The 22,029-nt window shown below is 69.7% G+C and carries 24 protein-coding genes; 15 read left to right on the top strand and 9 right to left on the bottom strand.

Annotated features, from left to right (window positions below; genetic code table 11):
* Nucleotides 1-17: 17 nt before the first annotated feature.
* Nucleotides 18-854: a zf-HC2 domain-containing protein gene (locus ACIQBL_RS37675; RefSeq protein ID WP_401950496.1), complete on the bottom strand. Its 837-nt coding sequence runs from the start codon at nucleotides 852-854 to the stop codon at nucleotides 18-20.
* Nucleotides 851-1,393, bottom strand: coding sequence for an RNA polymerase sigma factor (locus ACIQBL_RS37670; protein WP_019064514.1), 543 nt, complete (start codon nucleotides 1,391-1,393; stop codon nucleotides 851-853). Before ACIQBL_RS37670 ends, ACIQBL_RS37675 begins: the two co-directional genes overlap by 4 nt.
* 124 nt (nucleotides 1,394-1,517) lie before the next feature.
* Here ACIQBL_RS37670 and ACIQBL_RS37665 point away from each other — a divergent pair, with 124 nt between their 5' ends.
* From ACIQBL_RS37665 to pstB, 12 genes are all read left to right on the top strand, one after another.
* Nucleotides 1,518-1,904: a GntR family transcriptional regulator gene (locus ACIQBL_RS37665; protein WP_401950493.1), complete on the top strand. Its 387-nt coding sequence runs from the start codon at nucleotides 1,518-1,520 to the stop codon at nucleotides 1,902-1,904.
* Entirely contained in the window at nucleotides 1,901-2,782 is an 882-nt protein-coding gene (locus ACIQBL_RS37660) for an ABC transporter ATP-binding protein (RefSeq protein ID WP_401950491.1), read from the top strand. Before ACIQBL_RS37665 ends, ACIQBL_RS37660 begins: the two co-directional genes overlap by 4 nt.
* A 172-nt stretch (nucleotides 2,783-2,954) precedes the next feature.
* Nucleotides 2,955-3,977, top strand: coding sequence for an ABC transporter permease (locus tag ACIQBL_RS37655; RefSeq protein WP_401950488.1), 1,023 nt, complete (start codon nucleotides 2,955-2,957; stop codon nucleotides 3,975-3,977).
* On the top strand, nucleotides 3,974-4,171 hold the full coding sequence (locus tag ACIQBL_RS37650) for a hypothetical protein (protein WP_401950486.1): 198 nt from the start codon (nucleotides 3,974-3,976) through the stop codon (nucleotides 4,169-4,171). Before ACIQBL_RS37655 ends, ACIQBL_RS37650 begins: the two co-directional genes overlap by 4 nt.
* Nucleotides 4,168-5,118 carry a hypothetical protein gene (locus tag ACIQBL_RS37645; RefSeq protein ID WP_401950484.1) on the top strand — a complete coding sequence of 317 codons (951 nt, stop codon included), beginning with the start codon at nucleotides 4,168-4,170 and terminating at the stop codon, nucleotides 5,116-5,118. Before ACIQBL_RS37650 ends, ACIQBL_RS37645 begins: the two co-directional genes overlap by 4 nt.
* A 274-nt stretch (nucleotides 5,119-5,392) precedes the next feature.
* Nucleotides 5,393-7,624, top strand: coding sequence for an RNA degradosome polyphosphate kinase (locus ACIQBL_RS37640; protein ID WP_401950482.1), 2,232 nt, complete (start codon nucleotides 5,393-5,395; stop codon nucleotides 7,622-7,624).
* Nucleotides 7,605-8,690 carry a CHAD domain-containing protein gene (locus tag ACIQBL_RS37635; protein WP_401950479.1) on the top strand — a complete coding sequence of 362 codons (1,086 nt, stop codon included), beginning with the start codon at nucleotides 7,605-7,607 and terminating at the stop codon, nucleotides 8,688-8,690. The genes ACIQBL_RS37640 and ACIQBL_RS37635 overlap by 20 nt, the downstream gene beginning before the upstream one ends.
* A gap of 41 nt (nucleotides 8,691-8,731) precedes the next feature.
* The gene (locus ACIQBL_RS37630; RefSeq protein ID WP_401950477.1) at nucleotides 8,732-9,154 is read left to right on the top strand and encodes an NUDIX hydrolase; all 423 of its coding nucleotides are present in this window, start codon (nucleotides 8,732-8,734) and stop codon (nucleotides 9,152-9,154) included.
* 224 nt (nucleotides 9,155-9,378) lie between these two features.
* A complete protein-coding gene (pstS, locus tag ACIQBL_RS37625) occupies nucleotides 9,379-10,503 on the top strand; it encodes a phosphate ABC transporter substrate-binding protein PstS (RefSeq protein WP_401950474.1) in 1,125 nt (374 codons plus the stop codon).
* Nucleotides 10,504-10,611: 108 nt separating this feature from the next.
* Nucleotides 10,612-11,622 (top strand): phosphate ABC transporter permease subunit PstC, encoded by a 1,011-nt coding sequence (gene pstC, locus ACIQBL_RS37620; protein ID WP_401950472.1) that lies wholly within the window; start codon nucleotides 10,612-10,614, stop codon nucleotides 11,620-11,622.
* Nucleotides 11,619-12,680 (top strand): phosphate ABC transporter permease PstA, encoded by a 1,062-nt coding sequence (pstA, locus tag ACIQBL_RS37615; RefSeq protein ID WP_401950469.1) that lies wholly within the window; start codon nucleotides 11,619-11,621, stop codon nucleotides 12,678-12,680. The genes pstC and pstA overlap by 4 nt, the downstream gene beginning before the upstream one ends.
* Nucleotides 12,681-12,727: 47 nt before the next feature.
* Nucleotides 12,728-13,504, top strand: a complete 777-nt coding sequence (gene pstB / locus ACIQBL_RS37610; protein WP_401950466.1) for a phosphate ABC transporter ATP-binding protein PstB — start codon at nucleotides 12,728-12,730, stop codon at nucleotides 13,502-13,504.
* Nucleotides 13,505-13,659: 155 nt separating this feature from the next.
* Here the strand turns inward: pstB and ACIQBL_RS37605 are convergent, their stop codons facing one another.
* Together ACIQBL_RS37605 and ACIQBL_RS37600 are read right to left on the bottom strand one after the other, a co-directional pair.
* Nucleotides 13,660-14,658, bottom strand: coding sequence for an anion permease (locus tag ACIQBL_RS37605; protein ID WP_401950463.1), 999 nt, complete (start codon nucleotides 14,656-14,658; stop codon nucleotides 13,660-13,662).
* Between the two features lie 7 nt (nucleotides 14,659-14,665).
* The gene (locus tag ACIQBL_RS37600; RefSeq protein WP_401950461.1) at nucleotides 14,666-15,286 is read right to left on the bottom strand and encodes a DUF47 domain-containing protein; all 621 of its coding nucleotides are present in this window, start codon (nucleotides 15,284-15,286) and stop codon (nucleotides 14,666-14,668) included.
* Nucleotides 15,287-15,483: 197 nt separating this feature from the next.
* Between ACIQBL_RS37600 and ACIQBL_RS37595 the strand changes: the two genes are divergently transcribed.
* Complete coding sequence (locus ACIQBL_RS37595; protein WP_401951122.1) at nucleotides 15,484-15,837, top strand: metal-sensitive transcriptional regulator; 354 nt, start codon at nucleotides 15,484-15,486, stop codon at nucleotides 15,835-15,837.
* On the opposite strand, the gene ACIQBL_RS37590 is transcribed toward ACIQBL_RS37595, so the two are convergent.
* Nucleotides 15,834-16,046, bottom strand: a complete 213-nt coding sequence (locus ACIQBL_RS37590) for a hypothetical protein (RefSeq protein ID WP_401950459.1) — start codon at nucleotides 16,044-16,046, stop codon at nucleotides 15,834-15,836. The two genes, ACIQBL_RS37595 and ACIQBL_RS37590, sit on opposite strands and share 4 nt — an antisense overlap.
* A 107-nt stretch (nucleotides 16,047-16,153) precedes the next feature.
* Nucleotides 16,154-16,996: a hypothetical protein gene (locus tag ACIQBL_RS37585; RefSeq protein ID WP_401950456.1), complete on the bottom strand. Its 843-nt coding sequence runs from the start codon at nucleotides 16,994-16,996 to the stop codon at nucleotides 16,154-16,156.
* Nucleotides 16,997-17,144: 148 nt separating this feature from the next.
* Between ACIQBL_RS37585 and ACIQBL_RS37580 the strand changes: the two genes are divergently transcribed.
* Together ACIQBL_RS37580 and ACIQBL_RS37575 are read left to right on the top strand one after the other, a co-directional pair.
* Nucleotides 17,145-17,324 (top strand): hypothetical protein, encoded by a 180-nt coding sequence (locus tag ACIQBL_RS37580; protein ID WP_401950453.1) that lies wholly within the window; start codon nucleotides 17,145-17,147, stop codon nucleotides 17,322-17,324.
* 66 nt (nucleotides 17,325-17,390) lie between these two features.
* Entirely contained in the window at nucleotides 17,391-18,962 is a 1,572-nt protein-coding gene (locus ACIQBL_RS37575) for an FAD-binding oxidoreductase (RefSeq protein WP_401950451.1), read from the top strand.
* 97 nt (nucleotides 18,963-19,059) lie between these two features.
* On the opposite strand, the gene ACIQBL_RS37570 is transcribed toward ACIQBL_RS37575, so the two are convergent.
* From ACIQBL_RS37570 to ACIQBL_RS37560, 3 genes are all read right to left on the bottom strand, one after another.
* Nucleotides 19,060-19,767, bottom strand: coding sequence for a phosphatase PAP2 family protein (locus ACIQBL_RS37570; RefSeq protein ID WP_401950448.1), 708 nt, complete (start codon nucleotides 19,765-19,767; stop codon nucleotides 19,060-19,062).
* A 168-nt stretch (nucleotides 19,768-19,935) separates the two neighbouring features.
* Nucleotides 19,936-20,880 (bottom strand): NlpC/P60 family protein, encoded by a 945-nt coding sequence (locus ACIQBL_RS37565; protein ID WP_401951120.1) that lies wholly within the window; start codon nucleotides 20,878-20,880, stop codon nucleotides 19,936-19,938.
* Between the two features lie 183 nt (nucleotides 20,881-21,063).
* Nucleotides 21,064-21,849 carry a trypsin-like serine peptidase gene (locus tag ACIQBL_RS37560; RefSeq protein ID WP_401950445.1) on the bottom strand — a complete coding sequence of 262 codons (786 nt, stop codon included), beginning with the start codon at nucleotides 21,847-21,849 and terminating at the stop codon, nucleotides 21,064-21,066.
* Between the last annotated feature and the right edge of the window lie 180 nt (nucleotides 21,850-22,029).

Here is a 22,029-nt window from a genome sequence, read left to right as displayed (position 1 = left end):
AGTCAGGGTTCTGGGGATCAGGCGAGGGGACCGAGGGCGACCGGGCGCGCGTCGAAGCGGTCCCGCACGAGGTAGAGCAGTCCGCCCGCGAGCGCGGACACCACCGCGGCCACCCCCTGGCCGGCCGGGGTGAAGGGGGCGAGGGTGCCGCCGTGCGGGTGGTAGGTCACGAGGAGGAAGGCCACCCAGCCGCCGCCGACCAGGGACGGTGCCAGGACCGGGCCCAGGCGTGGGGTGAGGGCGAGGCCGGTCGCCGTCAGGGCGAGCGCCGGCAGCAGCCAGGCCAGGGCGTCCAGCCCGTACTCCGGCAGGGCCAGTGTCGCCAGGCCGTTGAGGCCGAGGCCTGCGACCAGGACGGCGACCGTGCGGATCATCAGCAGGCGGAAGCCGTGCAGCGGGGCGACGACCGTCATCTCGTACGTCGGGTCGAACCTCGGGCCGTAGGACAGGGCCACGCCCGCCAGGGGCAGCAGCGGGGCCAGGCCCAGGAAGAGGGTCGGGGACTCGGCGTGCTTCAGCGAGTTGGTGACGACCACGGTCATCACCAGCAGCGCGGCCACCGCGCCGAGCCACGAGCGGCGCAGTACCGGCGTCGCCGCCAGCAGCCGTGCCGTGTGGTCGGCGACGCCGATCCGCACGAGCAGTGACTCCACCAACCCCCTTTTGGGGGCGTCGAGTTCGGCGTCGAGCCGCTCCCAGCCCGCGTCGAGCGCCACCGGGTCGGTGACCGCCGCCAACAGGGCCCTGCACTCAGGGCAGTTGGCGAGGTGGGTGTCGGCGGACCAGAGCATGGGCGGTGCCAACTCGCCCCGCGCATAGGCGCGTACGTCGTCTTCGGCCACATGCCAGGTCATGCCAGCTCCTCCCGCAGTTGCTTACGGGCCCGCATGGCCCGCGTCTTGACCGTGCCGGCCGGAATGCCCAGCAGCACGGCCGCCTCCCGGGTGGTCAGCCCGTCGATCACCGTGGCCTGGAGGACCGCCCGCAGCTCCGGCGAGAGCCGGACCAGGGCGCCGGCGAGGTCCCCGTGCTCCACCCCCGCGAGCACGCGTTCCTCCGCCGACGCCTCGTCCCGGTGCCGCAGCCGCGCCAGCGCCTGCCGCATCCGGCCGCGCGCCCCGTCGCCGCGCAGCACGTCGATCAGCCGCCGCGACCCGATCCGCCACAGCCACCCGGCCACATCGCCGTCCTCCCGGTAGCGGGCACTGCCCCGCCACACCGCGAGAAACGTCTCCTGTACGACGTCGTCGACCATCCCGGCGTCGGCGCACCGCCCGCGCAGCCGCGCGGTCAGCCAGGGCGCGTACCGCCGGTACAACTCCTCGAACGCGCGCCGGTCGCCGTCCGCCGCGATGGCCCGCAGCAGCTCCCCGTCGCTTCCCGTATCGCTCACATCTCCTCATCGCACGAGCCCCGCCGATCGGTTCACGGATCAGCATGCGGATCCGTCTTGACTTTCTGAACCACCTTCCACCACCCTTTCACTACTCAATTAGTGAAAGGGTGGTGGAACCCCAGTGGTCGAGTTCCGCATCGACCGGCACAGCGGCGTGGCCACCTACGTACAGATCGTCCAGCAGACCAAACAGGCCCTGCGCCTGGGAATGCTGGAGCCCGGCGACAAGCTGCCCACGGCCCGCGAGGTCGTCGAGGCCACCGCCATCAACCCGAACACCGTCCTCAAGGCCTACCGCGAGCTGGAACGCGAGGGGCTGGTCGAGGCCCGCCGCGGCCTGGGCACCTTCGTCCGCCGCGGCCTCAGCACCACCCCCGCCGACTCGCCCCTGCGCACCGAACTCGACGCATGGGCCGAGCGGGCCCTGGCCGCCGGATGGGACCGGGACGACATCGCCGCGCTCTTCACCGCCGTACTCGAAAAGCACTTCCAAGGAGAACCTTCATGACAGGCACCGCCGCGATAGAGGCCGCCGCGCTCGGCAAGCGGTTCGGCCGGCGGGGAGGGTGGGCGCTGCGGGACTGCGCCTTCCGGCTGCCCGCCGGGCGGGTCTGCGCGGTCGTCGGGCCCAACGGCGCGGGCAAGTCCACGCTCCTCACCCTGGCTGCCGGGCTGCTGGCCCCCACCGAGGGCACGCTGTCCGTCCTCGGAAAGCTCCCGGGCGCCACCCGCGAGCTGGTCGCCTACGTCGCGCAGGACAAGCCCCTCTACCCGCAGCTCACGGTCGCCGAGACGCTGCGCATGGGCGCCGACCTCAACACCGACCGCTGGGACGCCTCCGTCGCCGAGCGCATCGTGGCCGACGGCGACCTGAACCCTAAGTCGAGCATCCGCGCCCTCTCCGGCGGCCAGTGCACCCGTGTCGCGCTCGCCCTCGCGCTGGCCAAGCGGCCCGAACTGCTGCTCCTGGACGAGCCGATGGCCGACCTCGACCCGCTGGCCCGGCACCAGATGATGGGCCTCCTCATGGCGCAGGCCGCCGAGTTCGGCACCACGATCGTGATGTCCTCGCACGTGGTGGCCGAGCTGGAGGACTCCTGCGACCACCTCCTCCTGATCGGCGACGGCCGGGTCCGCCTCGCCGGCGAGATCGACGAGCTGCTCACCGCGCACGTCCATGTGTCCGCGCCCGCGCAGACGGTCCTCGACCCGCACGCGGTCGTCGAGGCGCGCACCACCGGCCGCCAGCTCACCGCGCTGCTCCGCCCGTCGACCCCGCTGGACACCGACTGGCACACCAGCAAGCCCTCGCTGGAGGAGCTGGTCCTCTCCTACTTGCGCAACCCCGAGGCATCCGGCGCCGAGACCGCGGAGACCGTCGCGTGACCGCCCTCGCGACACCCCCGACGACCTTGCGCCCGGCCGTCCCCTCCCTGCTCCCGACCCTGCACCCTCTGGAGGCCGGGGTCTTCTCTAACCATTCACGCACCATGACGGTAGTTAGATCTACTCCCAGCCTCCAGCAAGCACCCATCCCCCACACCTCGGAGAGCGCTGCATGACCGCCCTCGCCACCCCGCCGGTCACCGCACGCCGACCCGGATCGTCACCGCACCTGCTCCGCTGGCTGATCCGCCTGCACCGGCCGGCCCTGCTGGTCTGGGCCGCCTTCGTCCTCGTCCTCGGCGCCCTCCTGCTGTGGGTGGGCGGCCCGCTCACCGACGCGTCGGCCGAGGCGTGGAAGCAGTACAACGCCTGCACGACGGACACCTGCGCCTACGACGCGAGCGCGATCGGCCGCTACAAGGACTGGTACACCTACACCACGATCGCCGTCCTCGCGGCCCCCTTCCTGGTCGCCGCCTGGTCCGGCGCCACCCTGGTCAGCCGCGAACTGGAGAACGGCACCGCGCAGCTGGCCTGGACCCAGTCCGTCTCCCCCACCCGCTGGCTCGCCGCCAAGCTCGCCGTCCCGGCCGTCCTGGTCACCGTCGGCACCGGCCTCCTGGTCGGCCTGCACCACTGGGCCTGGTCGACGGGCCAGGGCCGTATCGACACGGCCAAGCACTGGTACGACATCGGCACCTACGCCGCCAACGGCCCGGCCACCGCCGCGATGGCCCTGGCGGGCCTGGTGAGCGGCGCCTTCTGGGGCCTGCTCAAGCGCAACTCCCTCGGCGCGCTGGTCGGTTCACTGTGCGCCACGGGGTTCCTGTGGAGCGCCATGGCCATCGCGACACCCCACCTCTGGCCCACCGTCACCAAGGTCAGCGGCCTCCAGCACAGCGTCCCCGTCGGCTCCGGCATCGTCGTCAGCCAGGGCCTCCTCACCTCCACCGGCGCCCGCATCACCGACTCCGTGTGCGGGAGCAGCACCGACACGCACTGCCGGAGCGTCTACGCGAGGCTCGACGCCGTCAGCTACTACAACGACTACCACCCCCCGTCCCACTACTGGCCACTCCAGTTGACCGCGACCGCGATCATCCTCGCCGTCACCGCCGCCCTGGCCCTGACCACGTTCCGACTCCTCAAGCGCCGGACCGGTCCGGCGCCCGCGCGTAAGGCAGCCGCCGTATGACCGCCCTGGCCCTGAGCCCCACCGCCCGACCGCAGCGTGCCGCCCGGCGGCTGCACCGGCCGGCGCTGATCGTCTGGGTCGCGTTCGTGCTGCTCGGCGTGGGCGCTCTGCTCCTCGTCCTCACCGCACTCGCCCTCGTGGCCGCGTTCGCGCTGCTCGGCCGCCGTACCAACAGCACGGGAGCCGCCGTATGACTGCCCTGGCCACCGCCCCCGCGGCCCGTCCCCGACCCGCCCGCCCGTGGCGCTCGGTGCTGCGGCTGCAGCGCGGCCTGCTGATCGTCTGGTCCGTGATCTTCACCGCCGGCTCCGGTGCCCTGCTGTGGGCCTACGGCCCCGGGGGGAGCGCCGCCGCGGCCGCCTGGAAGACCAAGTGCTCCGTCCACGGGTGCGACTGGAGCGCCCCGATCACCAACTACCACCTGGCCCGTGCCGCCGCCGAGTTCCTGATCGGCATCACCCCCTCCGTCGCCGCCGCCGCGGCGGGCGCGCTCATCGGCCGCGAGCTGGAGAACGGCACCGCCCGCCTCGCCTGGACCCAGTCCGTCTCCCCGACCCGCTGGCTGGCCATCACCCTCGCCGTGCCCGCCGCCCTGATCACCGCCGGCACCGCCGTCCTGGTCCTGCTGCACCGGCTGCTCTACGACGCCCACCGGGTGCCGGTCACCTGGCACTGGTGGGATGACCGGACCTTCTCCGCCAACGGCACCATCGCCCTCGGGTACCCGCTGCTCGGGCTGGCCCTCGGCGCCCTCGCGGCCCTCCTCCTGCGCCGCGCCGTCCCCGCCCTCGGCCTCGCGGTGATCGCCACGGCACTCGTGCACACCGTCCTCGGTGTCGCCCGCCCGCACCTGTGGCCGTGGGTGACCCGCACCGGCTCCGTGCGCGCCGGCTACAACGCGCCGGCGAACGTTCTCCTGGGCGACCAGGGCACCATCACCGCCACGGGCGCCCATGTCTCCGACACGTGCTTCACCGACCGCGTATGCGCCAAGGCGTTCGATGTCACCGGCTACTACGTCGACTACCACCCGGCCTCCCACTTCTGGCCCCTCCAGCTCATGGAGACCGGCATCGTCCTCGGCGCCACCGCCCTCACCCTCACCCTCGCCTTCGCCCTCCTGCGCCGCCGCACGGCCTGACCGGCTACCCCCTCCCCACCGCTCCCAGGCATCCGTTACGTTCGTTTCCGTGCCGTAGACGCCCGGGAGCCGCCCCCCGATATCCCGCACGCCATGTCGCCGTAACCATCGGTTCAGACGAGCTTGCGACGCTCGGCGAATGAAGCCCGTCGTGCCAGAGCCTTCGCCACCTCACGAGGTGAACGGGGGGAACGGGGACGCGTCTCTCGCGCTCACGCTCCCTCCGGCGCTCTCCGACGCGCCCGTATCGCAGGTGGCGCGGAACAATGGGCACATGAGTCAGCCCAACGCCCAGGCACAGGTCCAGCACGCGCAGCCCTCCGTGGGCTCCATAGCCGCCCACCGCCCGCACACCGTGTCGGCGGCGGTCTCCGATCTGGAACCCGACATCGACGCCGACCTCGACGAGTACGAGGAGTCGCCGTACGACGGGCCCCAGCTGCCGCAGGGCCGTTTCCTGGACCGGGAGCGCAGCTGGCTCGCGTTCAACGAGCGGGTCCTGGAGCTGGCCGAGGACCCGAACACGCCCCTGCTCGAACGGGCGAACTTCCTCGCGATCTTCGCCAGCAACCTGGACGAGTTCTTCATGGTCCGGGTGGCCGGCCTCAAGCGCCGTATCGCCACCGGTGTCGCCACCCGCTCCGCGTCCGGCCTCCAGCCGCGCGAGGTGCTGGAGATGATCTGGGCCCGCTCGCGCGAGCTGATGGCCCGGCACGCCGCCTGCTACCACGAGGACGTCGCCCCCGCGCTCGCGGAGGAGGGCATCCACCTGGTCCGCTGGAACGAGCTGACGGAGAAGGAGCAGGCGCGCCTCTTCACCCTGTTCCGGCACCAGATCTTCCCCGTGCTGACCCCGCTGGCCGTCGACCCCGCGCACCCCTTCCCGTACATCTCGGGACTCTCGCTGAACCTCGCGGTCGTCGTCCGCAACCCGGTCACCGGCCACCGCCACTTCGCGCGCGTCAAGGTGCCGCCACTGCTGTCCCGCTTCCTGGAGTCCTCCCCGGGCCGGTACGTCCCCCTGGAGGACGTCATCGCCGCCCACCTGGAGGAACTCTTCCCGGGCATGGAGATCCTGGAGCACCACGCGTTCCGGCTGACCCGCAACGAGGACCTCGAAGTCGAGGAGGACGACGCCGAGAACCTGCTCCAGGCCCTGGAGAAGGAACTCATGCGGCGCCGCTTCGGGCCGCCGGTGCGCCTGGAGGTCGAGGAGTCCATCGACCGCGAGGTGCTCGACCTGCTGGTGCGCGAGCTGAAGATCAGCGAGGCCGAGGTGTACCCGCTGCCGGGCCCCCTCGACCTCACGGGTCTCTTCCGCATCGGTTCGCTCGACCGGCCCGAGCTGAAGTACCCCAAGTTCATCGCGGGCACCCACCGCGACCTCGCCGAGGTCGAGTCGGCCTCCGCGCCCGACATCTTCGCCGCCCTGCGCAACCGGGACGTCCTGCTGCACCACCCGTACGACTCGTTCTCCACGTCCGTGCAGCGGTTCCTGGAGCAGGCGGCCAACGACGACGACGTCCTCGCCATCAAGCAGACCCTGTACCGCACCTCGGGCGACTCCCCGATCGTCGACGCGCTCATAGAGGCGGCCGAGGCCGGCAAGCAGGTCCTTGTCCTGGTCGAGATCAAGGCCCGCTTCGACGAGCACGCCAACATCAAGTGGGCGCGCAAGCTGGAGGAGGCGGGCTGCCATGTCGTCTACGGCCTGGTCGGGCTCAAGACCCACTGCAAGCTGTCGCTCGTGGTCCGCCAGGAAGGCGACCTGCTGCGCCGCTACAGCCATGTCGGCACCGGCAACTACCACCCGAAGACGGCCCGCCTCTACGAGGACCTCGGGCTGCTGACGGCGGACCCGCAGGTCGGCGCCGACCTCTCGGACCTCTTCAACCGGCTGTCCGGGTACTCGCGCCGCGAGACCTACCGCCGCCTGCTGGTCGCCCCCAAGTCCCTGCGCGACGGCCTGATCGCCCGGATCAACAAGGAGGTCCAGCACCACCGTGCCGGACGCCCCGCGTTCATCCGCATCAAGGTCAACTCGATGGTGGACGAGGCGATCATCGACTCGCTCTACCGCGCGTCCCAGGCGGGCGTCCCGGTCGACGTGTGGGTGCGCGGCATCTGCGCCGTGCGGCCCGGCGTCCCCGGCCTGTCCGAGAACATCCGCGTACGGTCCATCCTCGGCCGCTTCCTCGAACACTCCCGGGTCTTCGGCTTCGGCAACGGAGGCGAACCCGAGGTGTGGATCGGCAGCGCCGACATGATGCACCGCAACCTCGACCGCAGGATCGAGGCCCTCGTCAGGGTCACCGACCCGGCCCACCGCGCCACGATCAGCCGGTTGCTGGAAACCGGCATGTCGGACACCACCTCCTCCTGGCACCTGGGCCCGGACGGCGAATGGACCCGGCACGCGACCGACGCGGAAGGCCAACCCCTGCGCAACGTCCAGGAGATGCTCATAGACGCCCGGAGGCGCCGGCGTGGCACAGCAACACCTTGACCCGACGGATCCCACGGCCGGGGCCGTGACAGGTGACGCCCTCGCGGGCTACCTGCGCGGCCAGGCCACGGAGTTCCTCCGCGCCCTGCGGCTGCACCGGGAGAGCGGCAGCGGGCAGAACGGCACGGAGGAGTCCGTCGACGCGGCGCGCGCCCTGCGCCACTCGGCCCGCCGCATCAGCGGCAGCCTGCACACCTTCCGTCCCCTCCTCGACGCCGACTGGTCCGAGGAGATGCGCCCCGAACTGGCGTGGCTGTCGGGCACATTGGCCCTGGAGCACGCCTGCGCGGCCCGGCTGGAGCGGCTGCTGCTCGCGCTGCACCGGCTGTCGGGTTCGACGGCGTTCCCCGCCCAGTCGGCGGCCTCGGCCGTCGGGGGCCGGGTCACCGGCGCGGGCCGCGGCACCGGACCGGTCCCGGCGCCGACCGCCACCGCCGAGCGCGGCAACCTCACCGTGGGCGCGGCCAAGGCGGGCGCCCTGCTGGAACGCCAGCTCACCCTGGCCCGGACCCGGGCCCACTCCACCGCCCTCCAGGCCCTCGGCTCCTCCCGCTTCCACGCGGTCGCCGACAAGGTCGCCGTCCTGGCCAGCGAGGTCCCCCTGACCCCGGCCGCGGCCCTCACCGACCTGCGCCCGCTGGCCGCCGCCGCCTCGGAGCGCCTGGGCGACGCGGTCACCGCACTGCCCCTGGTCACCGCCGGGCACCCGTACAACGCGGAGGCCCTGATCCACGGCCTCTCCCCCGACCCGGCCCCGCACCCCCAGGACGGCCCCTGGCACCAGGTCCGCCTCCTGCTGCGCCTGCACCGCTACGCCGGCGAGGTCCTCCACCCGGCCGGCACCCCGGCGGACGTACGCCTCCTCGCCGCCGGCCAGGCCCTCAACCTCCACCGGGACGCCTCGGAGGCCGCCGCGGCGGCGGCGTCCGCGGCCCGCACCCCGCGCATCGCCCCGGCGACCGCGTACGCGCTCGGGGTCCTGCACGCCGACCAGCGCCACGAGGTGGAGGCGGCCCGCTTCGCCTTCCAGCAGTCCTGGCAGAAACAGGCGGTGGGCACGCTCTGACGCCCCGCACCAACCCGCGCAGAGGAGACGGTGAACGACCAGTGACTTCCACGAACGACACCACCCTCCAGGCAGCCGGCTGCGTCCTGTGGCGCCGCTCCCCGATGGACGGGGAGCTGGAGATCTGTCTCGTCCACCGTCCGAAGTACGACGACTGGTCCCATCCCAAGGGCAAGCTGAAGCGCGGCGAGGACCCCCTCAGCGGTGCCCATCGCGAGGTGCTGGAGGAGACCGGGTACGCGGCTACCGCCGGTGCCGTGCTGCCCACCGTGCGTTACCTTGCGAACGGGCGGCCGAAGCAGGTCCGGTACTGGGCGGCCGAGGCCGGCACGGGCGGTTTCACCCCGAACACCGAGGTGGACCGCATCCTGTGGCTCTCTCCGACGGCCGCCCGCGACCGCCTCACCCAGCCGAGGGACCGCACGCTCGTGGACGCCCTTCTGACCGCTCTGCGCCTGGCATAGTCCGGAATCAGGTCGTGTCCTCGACGTGAGCGTTCCGTGACCTAACCACACCGCCCACAGGGGTTCACCCTCCGTTCACCTGCGCCCATAGGCGCCTTCACCTGTTCTGCCTAATTTCGGCCTTACGCGATGCGAGCCGCGACCTGGGGGTCGCCACCCGCGTCACCCCGTCTTCGCACGCCGCCGTAATTCAGGACGGCGGCTCTCGGAAGGAACTCTTTCAAGTGAAGCTTCAGCGCATGAACCGGCGGGCCCTCACCCTCGGTGCTCTCGCCGTCTCCGGCGCCCTGGCCCTCACGGCGTGCGGCTCGGACGACAACGGCAGTTCGGCCAAGAGCAGCAGCTCCTCGTCGACCAACGCCAGCTCGATCAAGTGCGACAACGCCAAGGGTCAGCTGCTCGCCGACGGCTCTTCCGCGCAGAAGAACGCGATCGACGCATGGGTCAAGGCGTTCAGCCAGGCCTGTGGCGTCCAGATCAACTACAAGGGCGGCGGCTCCGGCGCCGGTGTCACCTCCTTCAACCAGGGTCAGCTGGCCTTCGCCGGTTCCGACTCCGCGCTGAAGCCCGAAGAGGTCACCGCCTCGAAGCAGGTCTGCTCCGGCGGCCAGGGCATCGACCTCCCGATGGTCGGCGGCCCGCTCGCCCTCGGCTACAACGTCCCGGGTGCCGACAACCTGGTCCTGAACGCCTCGACGATCGCCAAGATCTTCAACGGCCAGATCACCAAGTGGAACGACCCGGCCATCAAGGCGCTGAACAAGTCCGCGACGCTGCCCGACCTCAAGATCCAGGCGTTCCACCGCTCGGACGAGTCCGGCTCCACGGACAACTTCACCAAGTACCTGATCGCCGCCGCCCCCGCCGACTGGAAGTACTCGGGCGGCAAGGCCTGGCAGGCCAAGGGCGGCCAGTCCGCGGCCGGTTCCGCCGGCGTGGCCGCCGGGGTCAAGCAGACCGCCGGCGCCATCGGCTACTTCGAGCTGTCCTACGTCGCCGACGGCCTGAAGGCCGTCAGCATCGACACCGGCGCCTCCGCCCCGGTCGCGCCCAGCTCCGACAGCGCCACCAAGGCCATCGCCGACGCCCAGGTCGTCGGCACCGGCTCGGACCTCGCGCTGAAGCTGAACTACACCACCAAGGCCGACGGCGCCTACCCGATCACCCTGGTCACGTACGAGATCATCTGCGACAAGGGCAACAAGGCCGCCACGCTGCCGGCCACCAAGGCGTTCCTGACCTACATCGCCAGCGAGGAGGGCCAGAAGGTCCTCCCGACCATCTCCTACGCGCCGATCCCCGACGCGATCATCACCAAGGTCCGCAGCACCATCGCCGGCCTGAGCTAGTCCGAGTGTGCGGCCGGGCCCCGATCCAGGGGCCCGGCCGCACCGTCCGGTGCACCGCCGCCACGGACCCCGCACAGCACGTGCGGACCCGCAGACCGGAGAAACCCGATGGATATATCGACAAAGAACCCCGAAGAAGCACCGCCCCCCACCCCACAGCCTTCCGCGGGCGTGCAGAAGAGCGCCGCCCGCGGCGCCACCCGACCCGGTGACCGGATCTTCCTCGGTCTCTCCCGCGGGTCGGGCATCCTGCTGTTGGTGATCATGGCCGCGATCGCGGTCTTCCTCACCTATCGCGCCTCGCTCGCGATCAGCAAGGACCACGCGAACTTCCTCACCACCTTCGAGTGGAACACCAGCCTGCTCCCGCCGAAGTTCGGCATCGCCGTCCTGGCGTTCGGCACGGTGGTGTCCTCGGTCATCGCCATGGTCATCGCGGTCCCGATCGCGGTCGCCATCGCCCTGTTCACCACGCACTACGCCCCGCGCAGGCTCCGCGGCCCGGTCTCGTACGTCATCGACCTGCTGGCCGCCGTACCGTCCATCGTGTACGGCCTGTGGGGCGCCCTCATCCTGGTGCCGCACATGGTCGGCCTCTTCGGCTGGCTGAACGACTACTTCGGCTGGACCGGGATCTTCTCCTGGGACGGCGGAGCGCCCCGCTCGATGCTCACCGTCGGCATCCTGCTCGCGATCATGATCCTGCCGATCATCACCAACGTGAGCCGCGAGGTCTTCCGCCAGGCCCCGCAGATGATCGAAGAGGCGGCCCTCGCCCTCGGCGCCACCCGCTGGGAGGTCATCCGCATGGCGGTGATCCCCTTCGGCCGCTCCGGCGTGATCTCCGCCTCGATGCTCGGCCTCGGCCGCGCGCTCGGCGAGACGATGGCCGTCGCCACCGTGCTCTCCCCGGACTTCCTCATCCACGGCAGCCTGCTCAACCCGGGCGGCGGCACCTTCGCCCAGAACATCGCCAGCAAGTTCAGCGAGGCGACACCGGACGGCCGTGACGCGCTCATCGCCTCCGGTCTGGTCCTGTTCGTCATCACCTTGCTGGTCAACGGCGCGGCCCGGCTCATCATCGCCCGCCGCGCGGAGTACTCGGGGGCCAACGCATGAGCCACGCAGTCGCAGCCGAGAAGCCCGCGAGCACCCTCCAGGGTGCGACACTCCCCACCTGGTCGCCGTACGCTATCGCCGGCGGCTCCGTCGTCCTGGCCGTCCTCATCGGCCTGGTCGGCAGCCTCGACAGCAAGATCCAGTGGGGCCTGATCGCGGCGATCCTCTTCGTCATCGGTACGTACGTCATCGCCGCGCGCGTCGAGGGCACCCGCCAGGCCAAGGACCGCATCGCGACCAGCCTCGTCTGGGTCGCCTTCCTCCTCGCCGTCGTCCCGCTCGTCTCGCTCCTCTGGACGACGATCGCGCGCGGTGTGAAGGTCCTCGACATCTTCTTCCTGACCCACTCGATGGGCGTGGTCGCCGACACCGAGCCCGGCGGCGGTATCTACCACGCGATCATCGGCAGCCTGGAGCAGGTCGGCCTCGCCACCGTGATCGGCGCCCCGATCGGTGTGCTCACCGCGATCTACCTCGTCGAGTACGGATCGGGCGCCCTCTCCAAGGCGGTCACGTTCTTCGTCGACGTCATGACCGGTATCCCGTCGATCGTCGCGGGTCTGTTCATCCTGTCCCTGATGCTCATGTGGGACATGCAGCCCTTCGGCTTCGCCGGTTCGATGGCCCTGGCCATCCTCATGATGCCGGTCGTGGTCCGCTCCACCGAGGAGATGCTGAAGCTCGTCCCGAACGAGCTGCGCGAAGCGTCCCTCGCGCTCGGCATCCCGAAGTGGCGCACGATCCTGAAGGTGGTCCTCCCGACCGCGATCGGCGGCATCACCACCGGCATCATGCTGTCGGTGGCGCGTATCGCCGGTGAGACCGCGCCCGTACTGCTGCTGGTGTTCGGCAACCCGTTCATCAACAACAACCCGTTCGAGGGTGCGCAGGCGTCGCTTCCGCTGTACATCTATCAGCAGTTCGCGCAGAGCGCGGGTTCCGGTGCGGCCTACGACCGTGCCTGGGCCGCGTCCCTCACGCTGATCGCCTTCGTGATGATCCTCAACCTGGTGGCCCGCGGCATCGCCCGCTGGAAGGCCCCCAAGACCGGTCGCTGACCGCGACCTCCTCAGCGACCGTTCTGAAGTCTGGAAGTGAAGCAATCATGTCCAAGCGAATCGACGTAAGTGGGCTGACCGCCTACTACGGCTCCCACAAGGCAATCGAAGACATCTCGATGACGGTCGAGCCCCGCTCGGTGACGGCCTTCATCGGCCCCTCCGGCTGCGGCAAGTCGACGTTCCTGCGCACGCTCAACCGTATGCACGAGGTGACGACCGGCGGCCGGGTCGAGGGCAAGGTGCTCCTGGACGACGAGGACCTCTACGGCCACGGGATCGACCCGGTGTCGGTGCGCCGCGAGATCGGCATGGTCTTCCAGCGCCCGAACCCGTTCCCCACGATGTCCATCTTCGACAACGTGGCGGCGGGCCTGCGCCTGAACGGCTCGTACAAGAAGAGCGAGCTGTCGGACGTCGTGGAGAAGTCCCTGAAGGGCGCGAACCTCTGGAACGAGGTCAAGGACCGCCTGAACAAGCCCGGTTCGGGCCTGTCGGGTGGTCAGCAGCAGCGCCTGTGCATCGCGAGGGCGATCGCGGTGGAGCCGAAGGTCCTGCTCATGGACGAGCCCTGCTCGGCCCTGGACCCCATCTCCACCCTCGCGATCGAGGACCTGATCGGCGAGCTGAAGGAACGCTTCACGATCGTCATCGTGACGCACAACATGCAGCAGGCGGCGCGCGTCTCGGACCGTACGGCCTTCTTCAACCTCGCGGCGGTCGGCCAGCCCGGCCGCCTGATCGAGATCGACGACACGGAGCGCATCTTCTCCAACCCGTCGGTCCAGGCCACGGAGGACTACATCTCGGGCCGCTTCGGCTGACCGAGAGCTCCTCTTCTCGAACCCCTCGCGGTGCTGCATGGCGGTGCCACCGCGAGGACGAAAAGGGCCCGCCCCTGGCTCCCGGGGGCGGGCCCGTTCGTTTGGTGGGTACAGGTCCCGGGGGCCCAGGGGGCGGAGCCCCCTGGTACGGCGGCCTAGAGGAACGCGAGGTTCACGACCCAGAAGCTCGCGGCAGCGACCACCGCAGCCGCCGGCATCGTGATGAACCAGCCCAGCACGATGTTCTTGGCGACCCCCCACCGCACGGCATTCACCCGCTTCGTCGCCCCCACCCCCATGATCGCCGAGGTGATGACATGCGTCGTCGACACCGGCGCCTTGAAGAGATACGCCGTGGTGAACATGATCGCCGCGCCCGTCGTCTCCGCCGCGAACCCCTGCGGAGGATCCAGCTCGATGATCTTCCGCCCCAGCGTCCGCATGATCCGCCAGCCCCCCGCGTACGTCCCCAGCGACAGCATCAGCGCGCAGACGATCTTCACCCAGACCGGGATCGGGTCACCGTAGGTCGAATGCCCGGAAATCACCAGGGCCATCACCACGATGCCCATGGTCTTCTGCGCGTCCTGGAGACCGTGGCCGAGGGCCATCCCCGCGGCGGAGACGGTCTGAGCGATCCGGAACCCCCGCTTCGCCTTGTGCGGGTTGGCCCGCCGGAAGATCCACATGATCGCCGTCATCACCAGGTAACCGCCGACGAGACCGACGACCGGTGACACGAACATCGGCACGATGATCTTGTCGACGACCCCGTGCCAGATGACATCGGTACCGCCCGCCAGCGCGGCCCCCACCATCCCGCCGAACAGCGCGTGCGACGAGGACGACGGCAGGCCGAAGTACCAGGTGACCAGGTTCCAGGTGATCGCACCGATCAGCGCGGCGAAGAGGATCCCCATCCCCTTCGACCCCTCGGGCGTCTCGATCAGCCCCTCACTCACCGTCTTGGCGACCCCGGAACCGAGAAACGCACCGGCGAGATTCATGACGGCGGCCATCGCCAGCGCCGCGCGCGGAGTCAGCGCCCGCGTCGAGACCGACGTGGCGATGGCGTTCGCGGAGTCGTGAAAACCGTTCGTGTACGTGAAAAAGAGCGCGACCAGAATGGTCACGACCAGAGCGAAGGTGTCCATGGAGAGGTCAGGACTCCTTGACGGCGATGGTCTCCACCGTGTTCGCCACGTGCTCGAACGCGTCCGCCGCCTCCTCCAGCACATCCACGATCTGCTTGAGCTTCAGCACCTCGATGGCCTCGTACTTGCCGTTGAAGAGCATGGCGAGCAGCTTGCGGTGGATCTGGTCGGCCTGGTTCTCCAGGCGGTTGACCTCGATCCAGTACTCGGTGAGGTTGTCCATGGTGCGCAGATTCGGCATGGCCTCCGCGGTCAGCTCCGCAGCCCGCGCCAGCACCTCGATCTGCTGCTCGACGCCCTTGGGCAGGTCCTCCACGTTGTAGAGGACGACCAGGTCGACGGCCTCCTCCATGAAGTCCATGATGTCGTCGAGGCAGGAAGCGAGCTTGTAGATGTCCTCGCGGTCGAAGGGCGTGATGAACGAGGAGTTCAGCTGATGGAAGATCGCGTGCGTGGCATCGTCACCGGCGTGTTCAGCGGCCCGCATACGCTCTGCGATCTCGGCCCGGCCGGCGGTGTCCGCCCCGAGCAGTTCCATGAGGAGTTTCGAGCCCGTGACGATGTTGTCCGCGGACGCGGCGAACATGTCGTAGAAGCTCGTCTCCCTGGGGGTCAGACGAAAGCGCACAAGGGGTCCTCGGGATGCATCGGTTTCGGTCAGGCTGATGCTAAGTGCATCATCCGGCCACGGCTAATGGGCCGTCCCCCAGTGTCGCCCATCAGGCACAGTGATCCGCACGGGGGCGTACCAAGGGCCCTATACCCAGCAAAGTTCGTTACGATATACCCACTAGGGGTATATGTCTGGAGGACGCGATGGACGCGATGACGACCACCGAGGCCGGCGCGGCGGCAGCGCCCTCCGAACCGGCTCAGGAACCGGCTCAGGAACCGGTGACGCACGGTTACCACCACCAGAAGGACGAGCACCTCAAGCGCCTGCGCCGGATCGAGGGCCAGATCCGCGGCCTCCAGCGCATGGTCGACGAGGACGTCTACTGCATCGACATACTCACCCAGGTGTCCGCCTCCACGAAGGCCCTGCAGTCGTTCGCGCTGCAGCTCCTGGAGGAGCACCTGAGGCACTGCGTCGCCGACGCGGCCGTCAAGGGCGGCGCGGAGATCGACGCCAAGGTCGACGAGGCGACAAAGGCGATCGCCCGCATGCTCCGCACCTAGGACCTGCCCTCATGCCTGCCCTGGGCCCTGCCCTGGGATCTGTTCGAGGCGTCCCGTTCCTCGGCCACTTTCAGCACCTCGTCGATGCTCTCAAGACTGAGCCGGTCCTCGGCGGCCGAGGCCGCGATGATCAGGTCTCCGCACAGCTCGATCTCGGCGAGGGCCACGTGGTCCTGAACTGCCGTACCGCCGACCGGAGCCACGTGCATCACCTCTTCTCTGCCGTCACCGACTTCCTAGAGTAGGGAGCGGTCTACACAACGCGCATGGCACGGACGGGCTAGTTCTCAGCCCGACCCACACCGATCGGTTCAGGTCACTTCTCGGCGATCTGCCCGGCGTAGATGTCCTTCGACGCCGGAAGCCGTACGTCCACGGCGGCCCCGAAGTCGTACAGCAAGGTCGTCGAGGTGACCGCCACGGTGCCGCGGCGCTGCCCGTTGACGAAGCTGAACCGCTGCTGGACCTTGCGGACGCGCCCCTGGTCGTCGAGGTAGACGTCGAAGGGTACCCGGGCGGTGGCGAACCCTTTCGCCGCCGACCTCAGGGCCGCCTCGTTCCCCGCCGACGCGCTCCTCGCGGCGACGGAGAGATCGGCGACCCCCCGATAGTGACGCACAAAGGCCCCGGCCACCTCCGTCTTTCCCAGATACGTCGCCGTGGTCGTCCCGCGCAGCAACTCGGCGGCGGCGTAGGGGTCGGTGGCCCCGCCGGTCACGAGGTTCCCGTCGGACAGCGTCCCGGTGTCGACCCGTACCCATTTGTCGGCGGGCACTCCGGCGCCCCGGTTCTTCATGAACAGGGCGCCGGGCGCGAGGAGTTCGGTGATCGGCCGGTGCTCGCTGGCGCCGGCGGGGTCCTGCGGCAACTGCACCTTCAGTTGGCCGAGTCGGCGGCGGAAGTCGTAGACGCCCTCGCCGCGGATGGTCACGCGGGTGCCGCCGGTCGCCATCTCCATGGACGTACGGGCCTGTGAACTCCCCGCCGCCACAAGGGTGTCGGCCGCGCGCCGCACCACCGCGACCGCGTCCCCGGCACCCCGCGCGTCCGCCATGGCCGCCCCGTCACCACCGCCGCATCCACCGGTTCCGACACAGACCCCGACCACGAGTCCCGCCGCGACGACCGCCCCACCGGTCCGCCTGTGCTGCCGCTCCATAGCTGCCGTACCCCCGGTACGTCGTCACGGGCCCCCTGTCGTTCCACTTAACGACGGGTAGGTGGCCCCGTCACGCGGGTCCGGGGCACGCGCAAGGACGTGCGACCGCCATACGAACCCTTTACTGGACGTCGGTAACGTTGTCGGAGTGGCTCAGCCGGACAGCCGAGAGGCTCCCCCCGAATACCCGGAACACCGCACGACGACCGTCGAACAGGGACCGTTCTGTGTGGCCCGCTGTGTCTGCGGCTGGCGGGGTCCGGCAAGACGGGCGAGAAGCCAGGCCAGGACGGACGCGGCGGGGCATCCGCCTGTACCAAATCCGTGACATGCGCACGGAGAACTTATGAAGCCGAGCGCGCATCTCATTCCACGTATCCCCACAGGAGGCGACATGGAACGGCGTTCGTTCATAGGTGGCGGCATGGCCGCGATAGCGGCGGTCGCGACGACCGCGTGCAACGGCAGGAACCTCGGCGGCGGTGACACGTCCGCCACGGCGGCCAACGCCTCCACCTCGACGAGTACGACGGGACTGCGCACCACCAGCGCCACCGCCGCCGCCAACTGGGCCGCCCTCGCCCGCGAGCTGGACGGCACCCTGGTCCGCCCCGGCGACGCCTCCTGGAAGACGGCCCACCAGCTCTACAACACCCGCTTCGACAACCTGAAGCCGGCCGCGGTGGCGTACGTCGCCAACCCCGACGACATCCGCTCGGTCCTCTCCTACGCCCGCGCCCACAGCATCCGCGTCGCGATCCGCAACGGCGGCCACTCCTACGCCGGTTGGTCCTCCGGCGACGGCCGGCTCATCCTCGACGTGTCGAAGCTGAACAAGATCCGGGCGAGCGGTTCCACCGCGGTCGTCGGCGCCGGCTCGAAGCTGATCGACGTGTACCGGGGTCTCGCCGCGAAGGGCGTGACGATACCCGCCGGCTCCTGCCCGACCGTCGGCGTCTCCGGCCTCACCCTGGGCGGCGGCCACGGCGTGGTCTCCCGGGCGTACGGCCTGACCTGCGACAGCCTCACCCAGGCCACGCTGATCACCGCCGACGGCAAGCAGCTGGTCGCCAACGCGAGCGAGAACAAGGACCTGTTCTGGGCGCTGCGCGGCGCGGGCAACGGCAACTTCGGCGTCGTGACGGAGCTCCAGTTCAGGACCCACCCCGCCCCCCAGGCCGTATCGGGCTATCTGACCTGGCCGTCGTCGATGGCGGCGGCCGTGGTGAAGGCCTGGCAGGAGTGGGGCCCTGACCAGCCCGACGAGATCTGGTCGTCCTGCCACCTGACGAACACCCCCGGCGGCACCCCCAAGGTCTCCGTCGCCGCCTTCTCCCTGGGCACCTACAACGAACTCCAGAACGCGGTCGACAAGCTGGCCCACCTGGTCGGCGGCAACGCGTCGAGCGTCTCGCTCAAGCGGCACACGTACGAGGAGTCGATGGAGGCCTACGCGGGCTGCTCGTCCTTCTCCACCAACGCCCAGTGCCACCTCCCGGGCTCGACCCCGGGCCGCTCCCCGCAGGGCGCGCTCGGCCGCGAGACCTACACGGCCCGCTCCGATTTCTTCGACCGCTCGATCTCGGCCACCGGCATCCAGACGATGCTCAACCAGATGAAGTCGGTCCGCGGCAACTCGGGCGACATCGCCCTGACGGCCCTCGGCGGCGCGGTCAACCGCGTCTCCCCCACGGCGACGGCCTTCGTCCACCGCCGCTCCCGCATGCTGGCCCAGTACATAGTGTCCTGGCCGTCCGGCACGGCCGGCACCTCGGCCCAGTCCTGGCTGACGTCGTTCCACACCGCGATGAAGCCGTACGCCTCCGGCGCGGCCTACCAGAACTACACCGACCCCACCCTCACCAACTGGCGCAAGGCGTACTACGGCGACGCGGCGACCCGCCTGACAACTTTGAAGAAGCAGTACGACCCGAATCGCTTCTTCACGTATCCGCAGGGGCTATAAGGCCCACGGTTCAGCAACGCGCCCCTTAAGGGGCGCGGGGAACTGCGCGCCCAGCCACAACGGACCCGCAGACGACACACGGTCTCCCGGCGGAGCCTTACGCCGCGAGGTCCCGTTCCTCCGTGCCCGACGTCTCCGTACGCGCCCCCGGAATCAAGGCGTCCCGCCCCGCCCCGCGCGCGCCGGCAGACCGAACCAGCCACCCGCCCCACGACGACGTCTCGACAGCCCGCAGCACCGGCGTGAGCAAGGCCATGGCCGGCGGCGAGAGAAGAAGGGCGACGGCGGTACCCAGCGCGAACCCGCCGATCACGTCGGTCGGATAGTGCACGCCCATGTACACCCGGCAGAACCCCTCCACCAGCGCGAGCCCGATCCCGACCAGCCCGAACCGCCGGTCCGCGACGAACAGCGCGACCCCCATCGCCATGGTGATCGTGGCGTGATCGCTCACGAACGAGTAGTCGGTCTTCCCGGAGATGAGGACATCGAGCCCGGTGTGGTCGAGGAAGGGCCGGGGCCGCTCCACGAACCCGCGTATGGGTACGTTCACGAGGACGGCGAGTGACGCGGCGAGCGGCGCCCAGACCAGCCCCGCGACGGACGCCGCGGAATCCTCGTCCCCCCGCCGCCGCACCGACCACCAGCACCACACCACGAGCAGCACCATCGCGATCAGCAGCCCGTACTCACCGACGAACTCCACGATCCGGTCGAACCAGTGCGGTGCGTCCTTGGCGAGTCCATTGATGTCGTAGAGCAGATCCACGTCGGGGTTCGACCCGGATTCGGCGAGTACAGCCATGGTGCTGCGGCTCCTTCGTCGTCGTTCCGGGCGCACCTCGTCGCACGCATTACTGAAACAGGAACGCACGGTCCCACTTGATACGTTCCACACTCCACCGAATGATCACTCAGACGTTATCGAAGAGAGATACATCGCCGCAGCTCAGGGGGTGGGTTCACGCTCGGTTCACACCGTCGTGGGGAGTGCTTTCGCGCCATCTTCGGTGACGCGGGTGGCACCGAAGTAATCGGGGGTGTCAATGGGGTCGAACCGGATCACAGCGCCCGTGCGGGGAGCGTCGATCATGTACCCGCCGCCGACATAAATCCCCACATGCCGGATCGCACGGGAATTGGTGAGGTCGTCCGAGAAGAACACCAGATCTCCCGGCAGCAATTCGGACCGCTGCGGGTGCGGTCCCGCGTTGTACTGGTCGTTCGCGACACGCGGCAGCGTGATCCCCGCGCTCTCGAACGCGGCCTTGGTCAGCCCCGAGCAGTCGAAGCGCCCATTCTGGTCGGCGGTACCGTTCCCGCCCCACAGGTAGGGGGTGCCGAGCTTCTTCTGGGCGTAGTTGATGGCGGTGGCGGCCTGCTGGGAGGGATCGACCCGGCTGACGGGAGCGGCGAAGCTCTGCTCCAGCGACGTGATCGTCTTCACGTAGTTCCTGGTCTCCGAGTACGGCGGCACGCCCCCGTACTTGATGACCGCGTACGCCCCCGCGTTGTACGAGGCGAGCATGTTCTCGGTCTGGTTCCCCGGCACGTCCTTCACATACGAGGCGAGTTCGCAGTCGTAGGTAGCGGCCGACGGGATCGCGTCGTTCGGGTCCCATACGTTGCGTACGCCGTCGCCGTTGCCGTCGATGCCGTGCGTGGCCCAGGTCCCGGGGATGAACTGCGCTATCCCCTCGGCCTTCGCCGGGCTCTTCGCGTTCGGGTTGAACCCGCTCTCCTGGTAGAGCTGGGCGGCGAGCAGCGCGGGGTTGAGGGCGGAGCAGAGGTTGCCCCACTTCTGCACGAGCGCCGAATACGCCGTCGGCACCGCGCCCTTGGCGAGCGCGACGTTCCCCCCGCCGGCCCCGCTGACGAGGTTCCCGGCGACGAGGTACACCCCGACGACGAGCAGCATCACAAAGCTGAGCCCGAGCCCAGCCGCGACCCCACCGGCCACCCATACTTTTCGCACGGCTCAACCCTCCCCCATGTCAGCCCTGTTCAAGGCCATTTCGGGGCAGGGTGGCGGCATTTCGCCGTGCTTCCGCCACATCTGACGCGTATTCAGCGAGTCGGCGGAGCCTCGCGGTGTGCCTTGTTACGGGTCAGCCGTGGCGTCCTTGTACAACTCGGACGCCTCTTTGCCGAACACGACACTGTAGGAAATGTCGGGTGTCAGTCCGCCCTGTTCGTGTCCGCCGATGACGCCCACGACCTGCTGGTCCCCGTTCACCCAGGGGCTGCCGCTGGTGCCTCCGGTGAACCCCGGGCAGTCGATGCGCTGCTGGGTGCCGCTGTGCTGGGTGGGTTTGTTGGTGCAGCTGATGGGCTGGTCGGTGGCGGAGGGGTACCCGGTGACGGTCACGGCGGTGGCCCCGGTCGCCATGCCGGTGGCGAACCCGTTCGCCCCGACGACGTCCTCGATCTCCTTGCCGCTCACCTCGACGAGGGTGGCGAAGCCGATGTCGCTGTCCTCCGCCTGCCCCTTGGACCACCCGTCGGGCATGAACCGCTTCTCGATCTTCCACACCCCGTACGGAGCCATGCCGTCCCGGTAGCCCGGCACGAACACGTCACCGGGGTCCCCGTCCAGGCAGTGGGCCGCGCTGACGATGAGGTTCCGTCCCGCGCTGTGCACCACGGACGCGGTGCAGTGGTGCCCGCCGGCCAGGCTGGTGACATGGGCCGCGCCGAACAGGGCCCCCACCCGTGCGCCCTCCTTGGTCGCCTCGGTCACCGTGGTCACCCCGAAGGGACCCGGACCGTCGTCGGCGGTCGCCACGGAAGCCGAGGTCAGGGCCAGCGTCACCACGGTGACGAACAGCGCGTACCTACGGTTGCCCGCGAGGCGAGCGGAACGGGAGATGCCTGAGCTGCGCTTCATCGGCCCCCACTTTGTCCCACGAAGGTGAGAAAGGACGTCGACGTTTGCTGAGATTTGGCTGTGAAGAGCTCGTTTGATGGCACGGGTCATCGCAAATCGGCGCTTCGTTCGGCGGTCAGTCCACCGTACTGGTCCCCCGTCCCTCCCGCCTCTCCTGCGCGATACTCAAACCCATTCCCG

It is taken from the genome of Streptomyces sp. NPDC088350 (assembly GCF_044753545.1).
GTDB lineage: Bacteria > Actinomycetota > Actinomycetes > Streptomycetales > Streptomycetaceae > Streptomyces.
The sequence above is the reverse complement of the archived record's forward strand: the minus strand, read 5'-3'. Positions and strand labels throughout refer to the sequence as shown.

Coding starts and splice junctions, on each gene's coding strand:
- ACIQBL_RS37675 (WP_401950496.1), bottom strand. CDS start 854: ATGACCTGGCATGTGGCCGAAGACGACGTACGCGCCTATGCGCGGGGC.
- ACIQBL_RS37660 (WP_401950491.1), top strand. CDS start 1,901: ATGACAGGCACCGCCGCGATAGAGGCCGCCGCGCTCGGCAAGCGGTTC.
- ACIQBL_RS37655 (WP_401950488.1), top strand. CDS start 2,955: ATGACCGCCCTCGCCACCCCGCCGGTCACCGCACGCCGACCCGGATCG.
- ACIQBL_RS37650 (WP_401950486.1), top strand. CDS start 3,974: ATGACCGCCCTGGCCCTGAGCCCCACCGCCCGACCGCAGCGTGCCGCC.
- ACIQBL_RS37645 (WP_401950484.1), top strand. CDS start 4,168: ATGACTGCCCTGGCCACCGCCCCCGCGGCCCGTCCCCGACCCGCCCGC.
- ACIQBL_RS37640 (WP_401950482.1), top strand. CDS start 5,393: ATGAGTCAGCCCAACGCCCAGGCACAGGTCCAGCACGCGCAGCCCTCC.
- pstC (WP_401950472.1), top strand. CDS start 10,612: ATGGATATATCGACAAAGAACCCCGAAGAAGCACCGCCCCCCACCCCA.
- pstA (WP_401950469.1), top strand. CDS start 11,619: ATGAGCCACGCAGTCGCAGCCGAGAAGCCCGCGAGCACCCTCCAGGGT.
- pstB (WP_401950466.1), top strand. CDS start 12,728: ATGTCCAAGCGAATCGACGTAAGTGGGCTGACCGCCTACTACGGCTCC.
- ACIQBL_RS37605 (WP_401950463.1), bottom strand. CDS start 14,658: ATGGACACCTTCGCTCTGGTCGTGACCATTCTGGTCGCGCTCTTTTTC.
- ACIQBL_RS37595 (WP_401951122.1), top strand. CDS start 15,484: ATGACGACCACCGAGGCCGGCGCGGCGGCAGCGCCCTCCGAACCGGCT.
- ACIQBL_RS37590 (WP_401950459.1), bottom strand. CDS start 16,046: ATGCACGTGGCTCCGGTCGGCGGTACGGCAGTTCAGGACCACGTGGCC.
- ACIQBL_RS37585 (WP_401950456.1), bottom strand. CDS start 16,996: ATGGAGCGGCAGCACAGGCGGACCGGTGGGGCGGTCGTCGCGGCGGGA.
- ACIQBL_RS37575 (WP_401950451.1), top strand. CDS start 17,391: ATGGAACGGCGTTCGTTCATAGGTGGCGGCATGGCCGCGATAGCGGCG.
- ACIQBL_RS37570 (WP_401950448.1), bottom strand. CDS start 19,767: ATGGCTGTACTCGCCGAATCCGGGTCGAACCCCGACGTGGATCTGCTC.
- ACIQBL_RS37565 (WP_401951120.1), bottom strand. CDS start 20,880: ATGCTGCTCGTCGTCGGGGTGTACCTCGTCGCCGGGAACCTCGTCAGC.
- ACIQBL_RS37560 (WP_401950445.1), bottom strand. CDS start 21,849: ATGAAGCGCAGCTCAGGCATCTCCCGTTCCGCTCGCCTCGCGGGCAAC.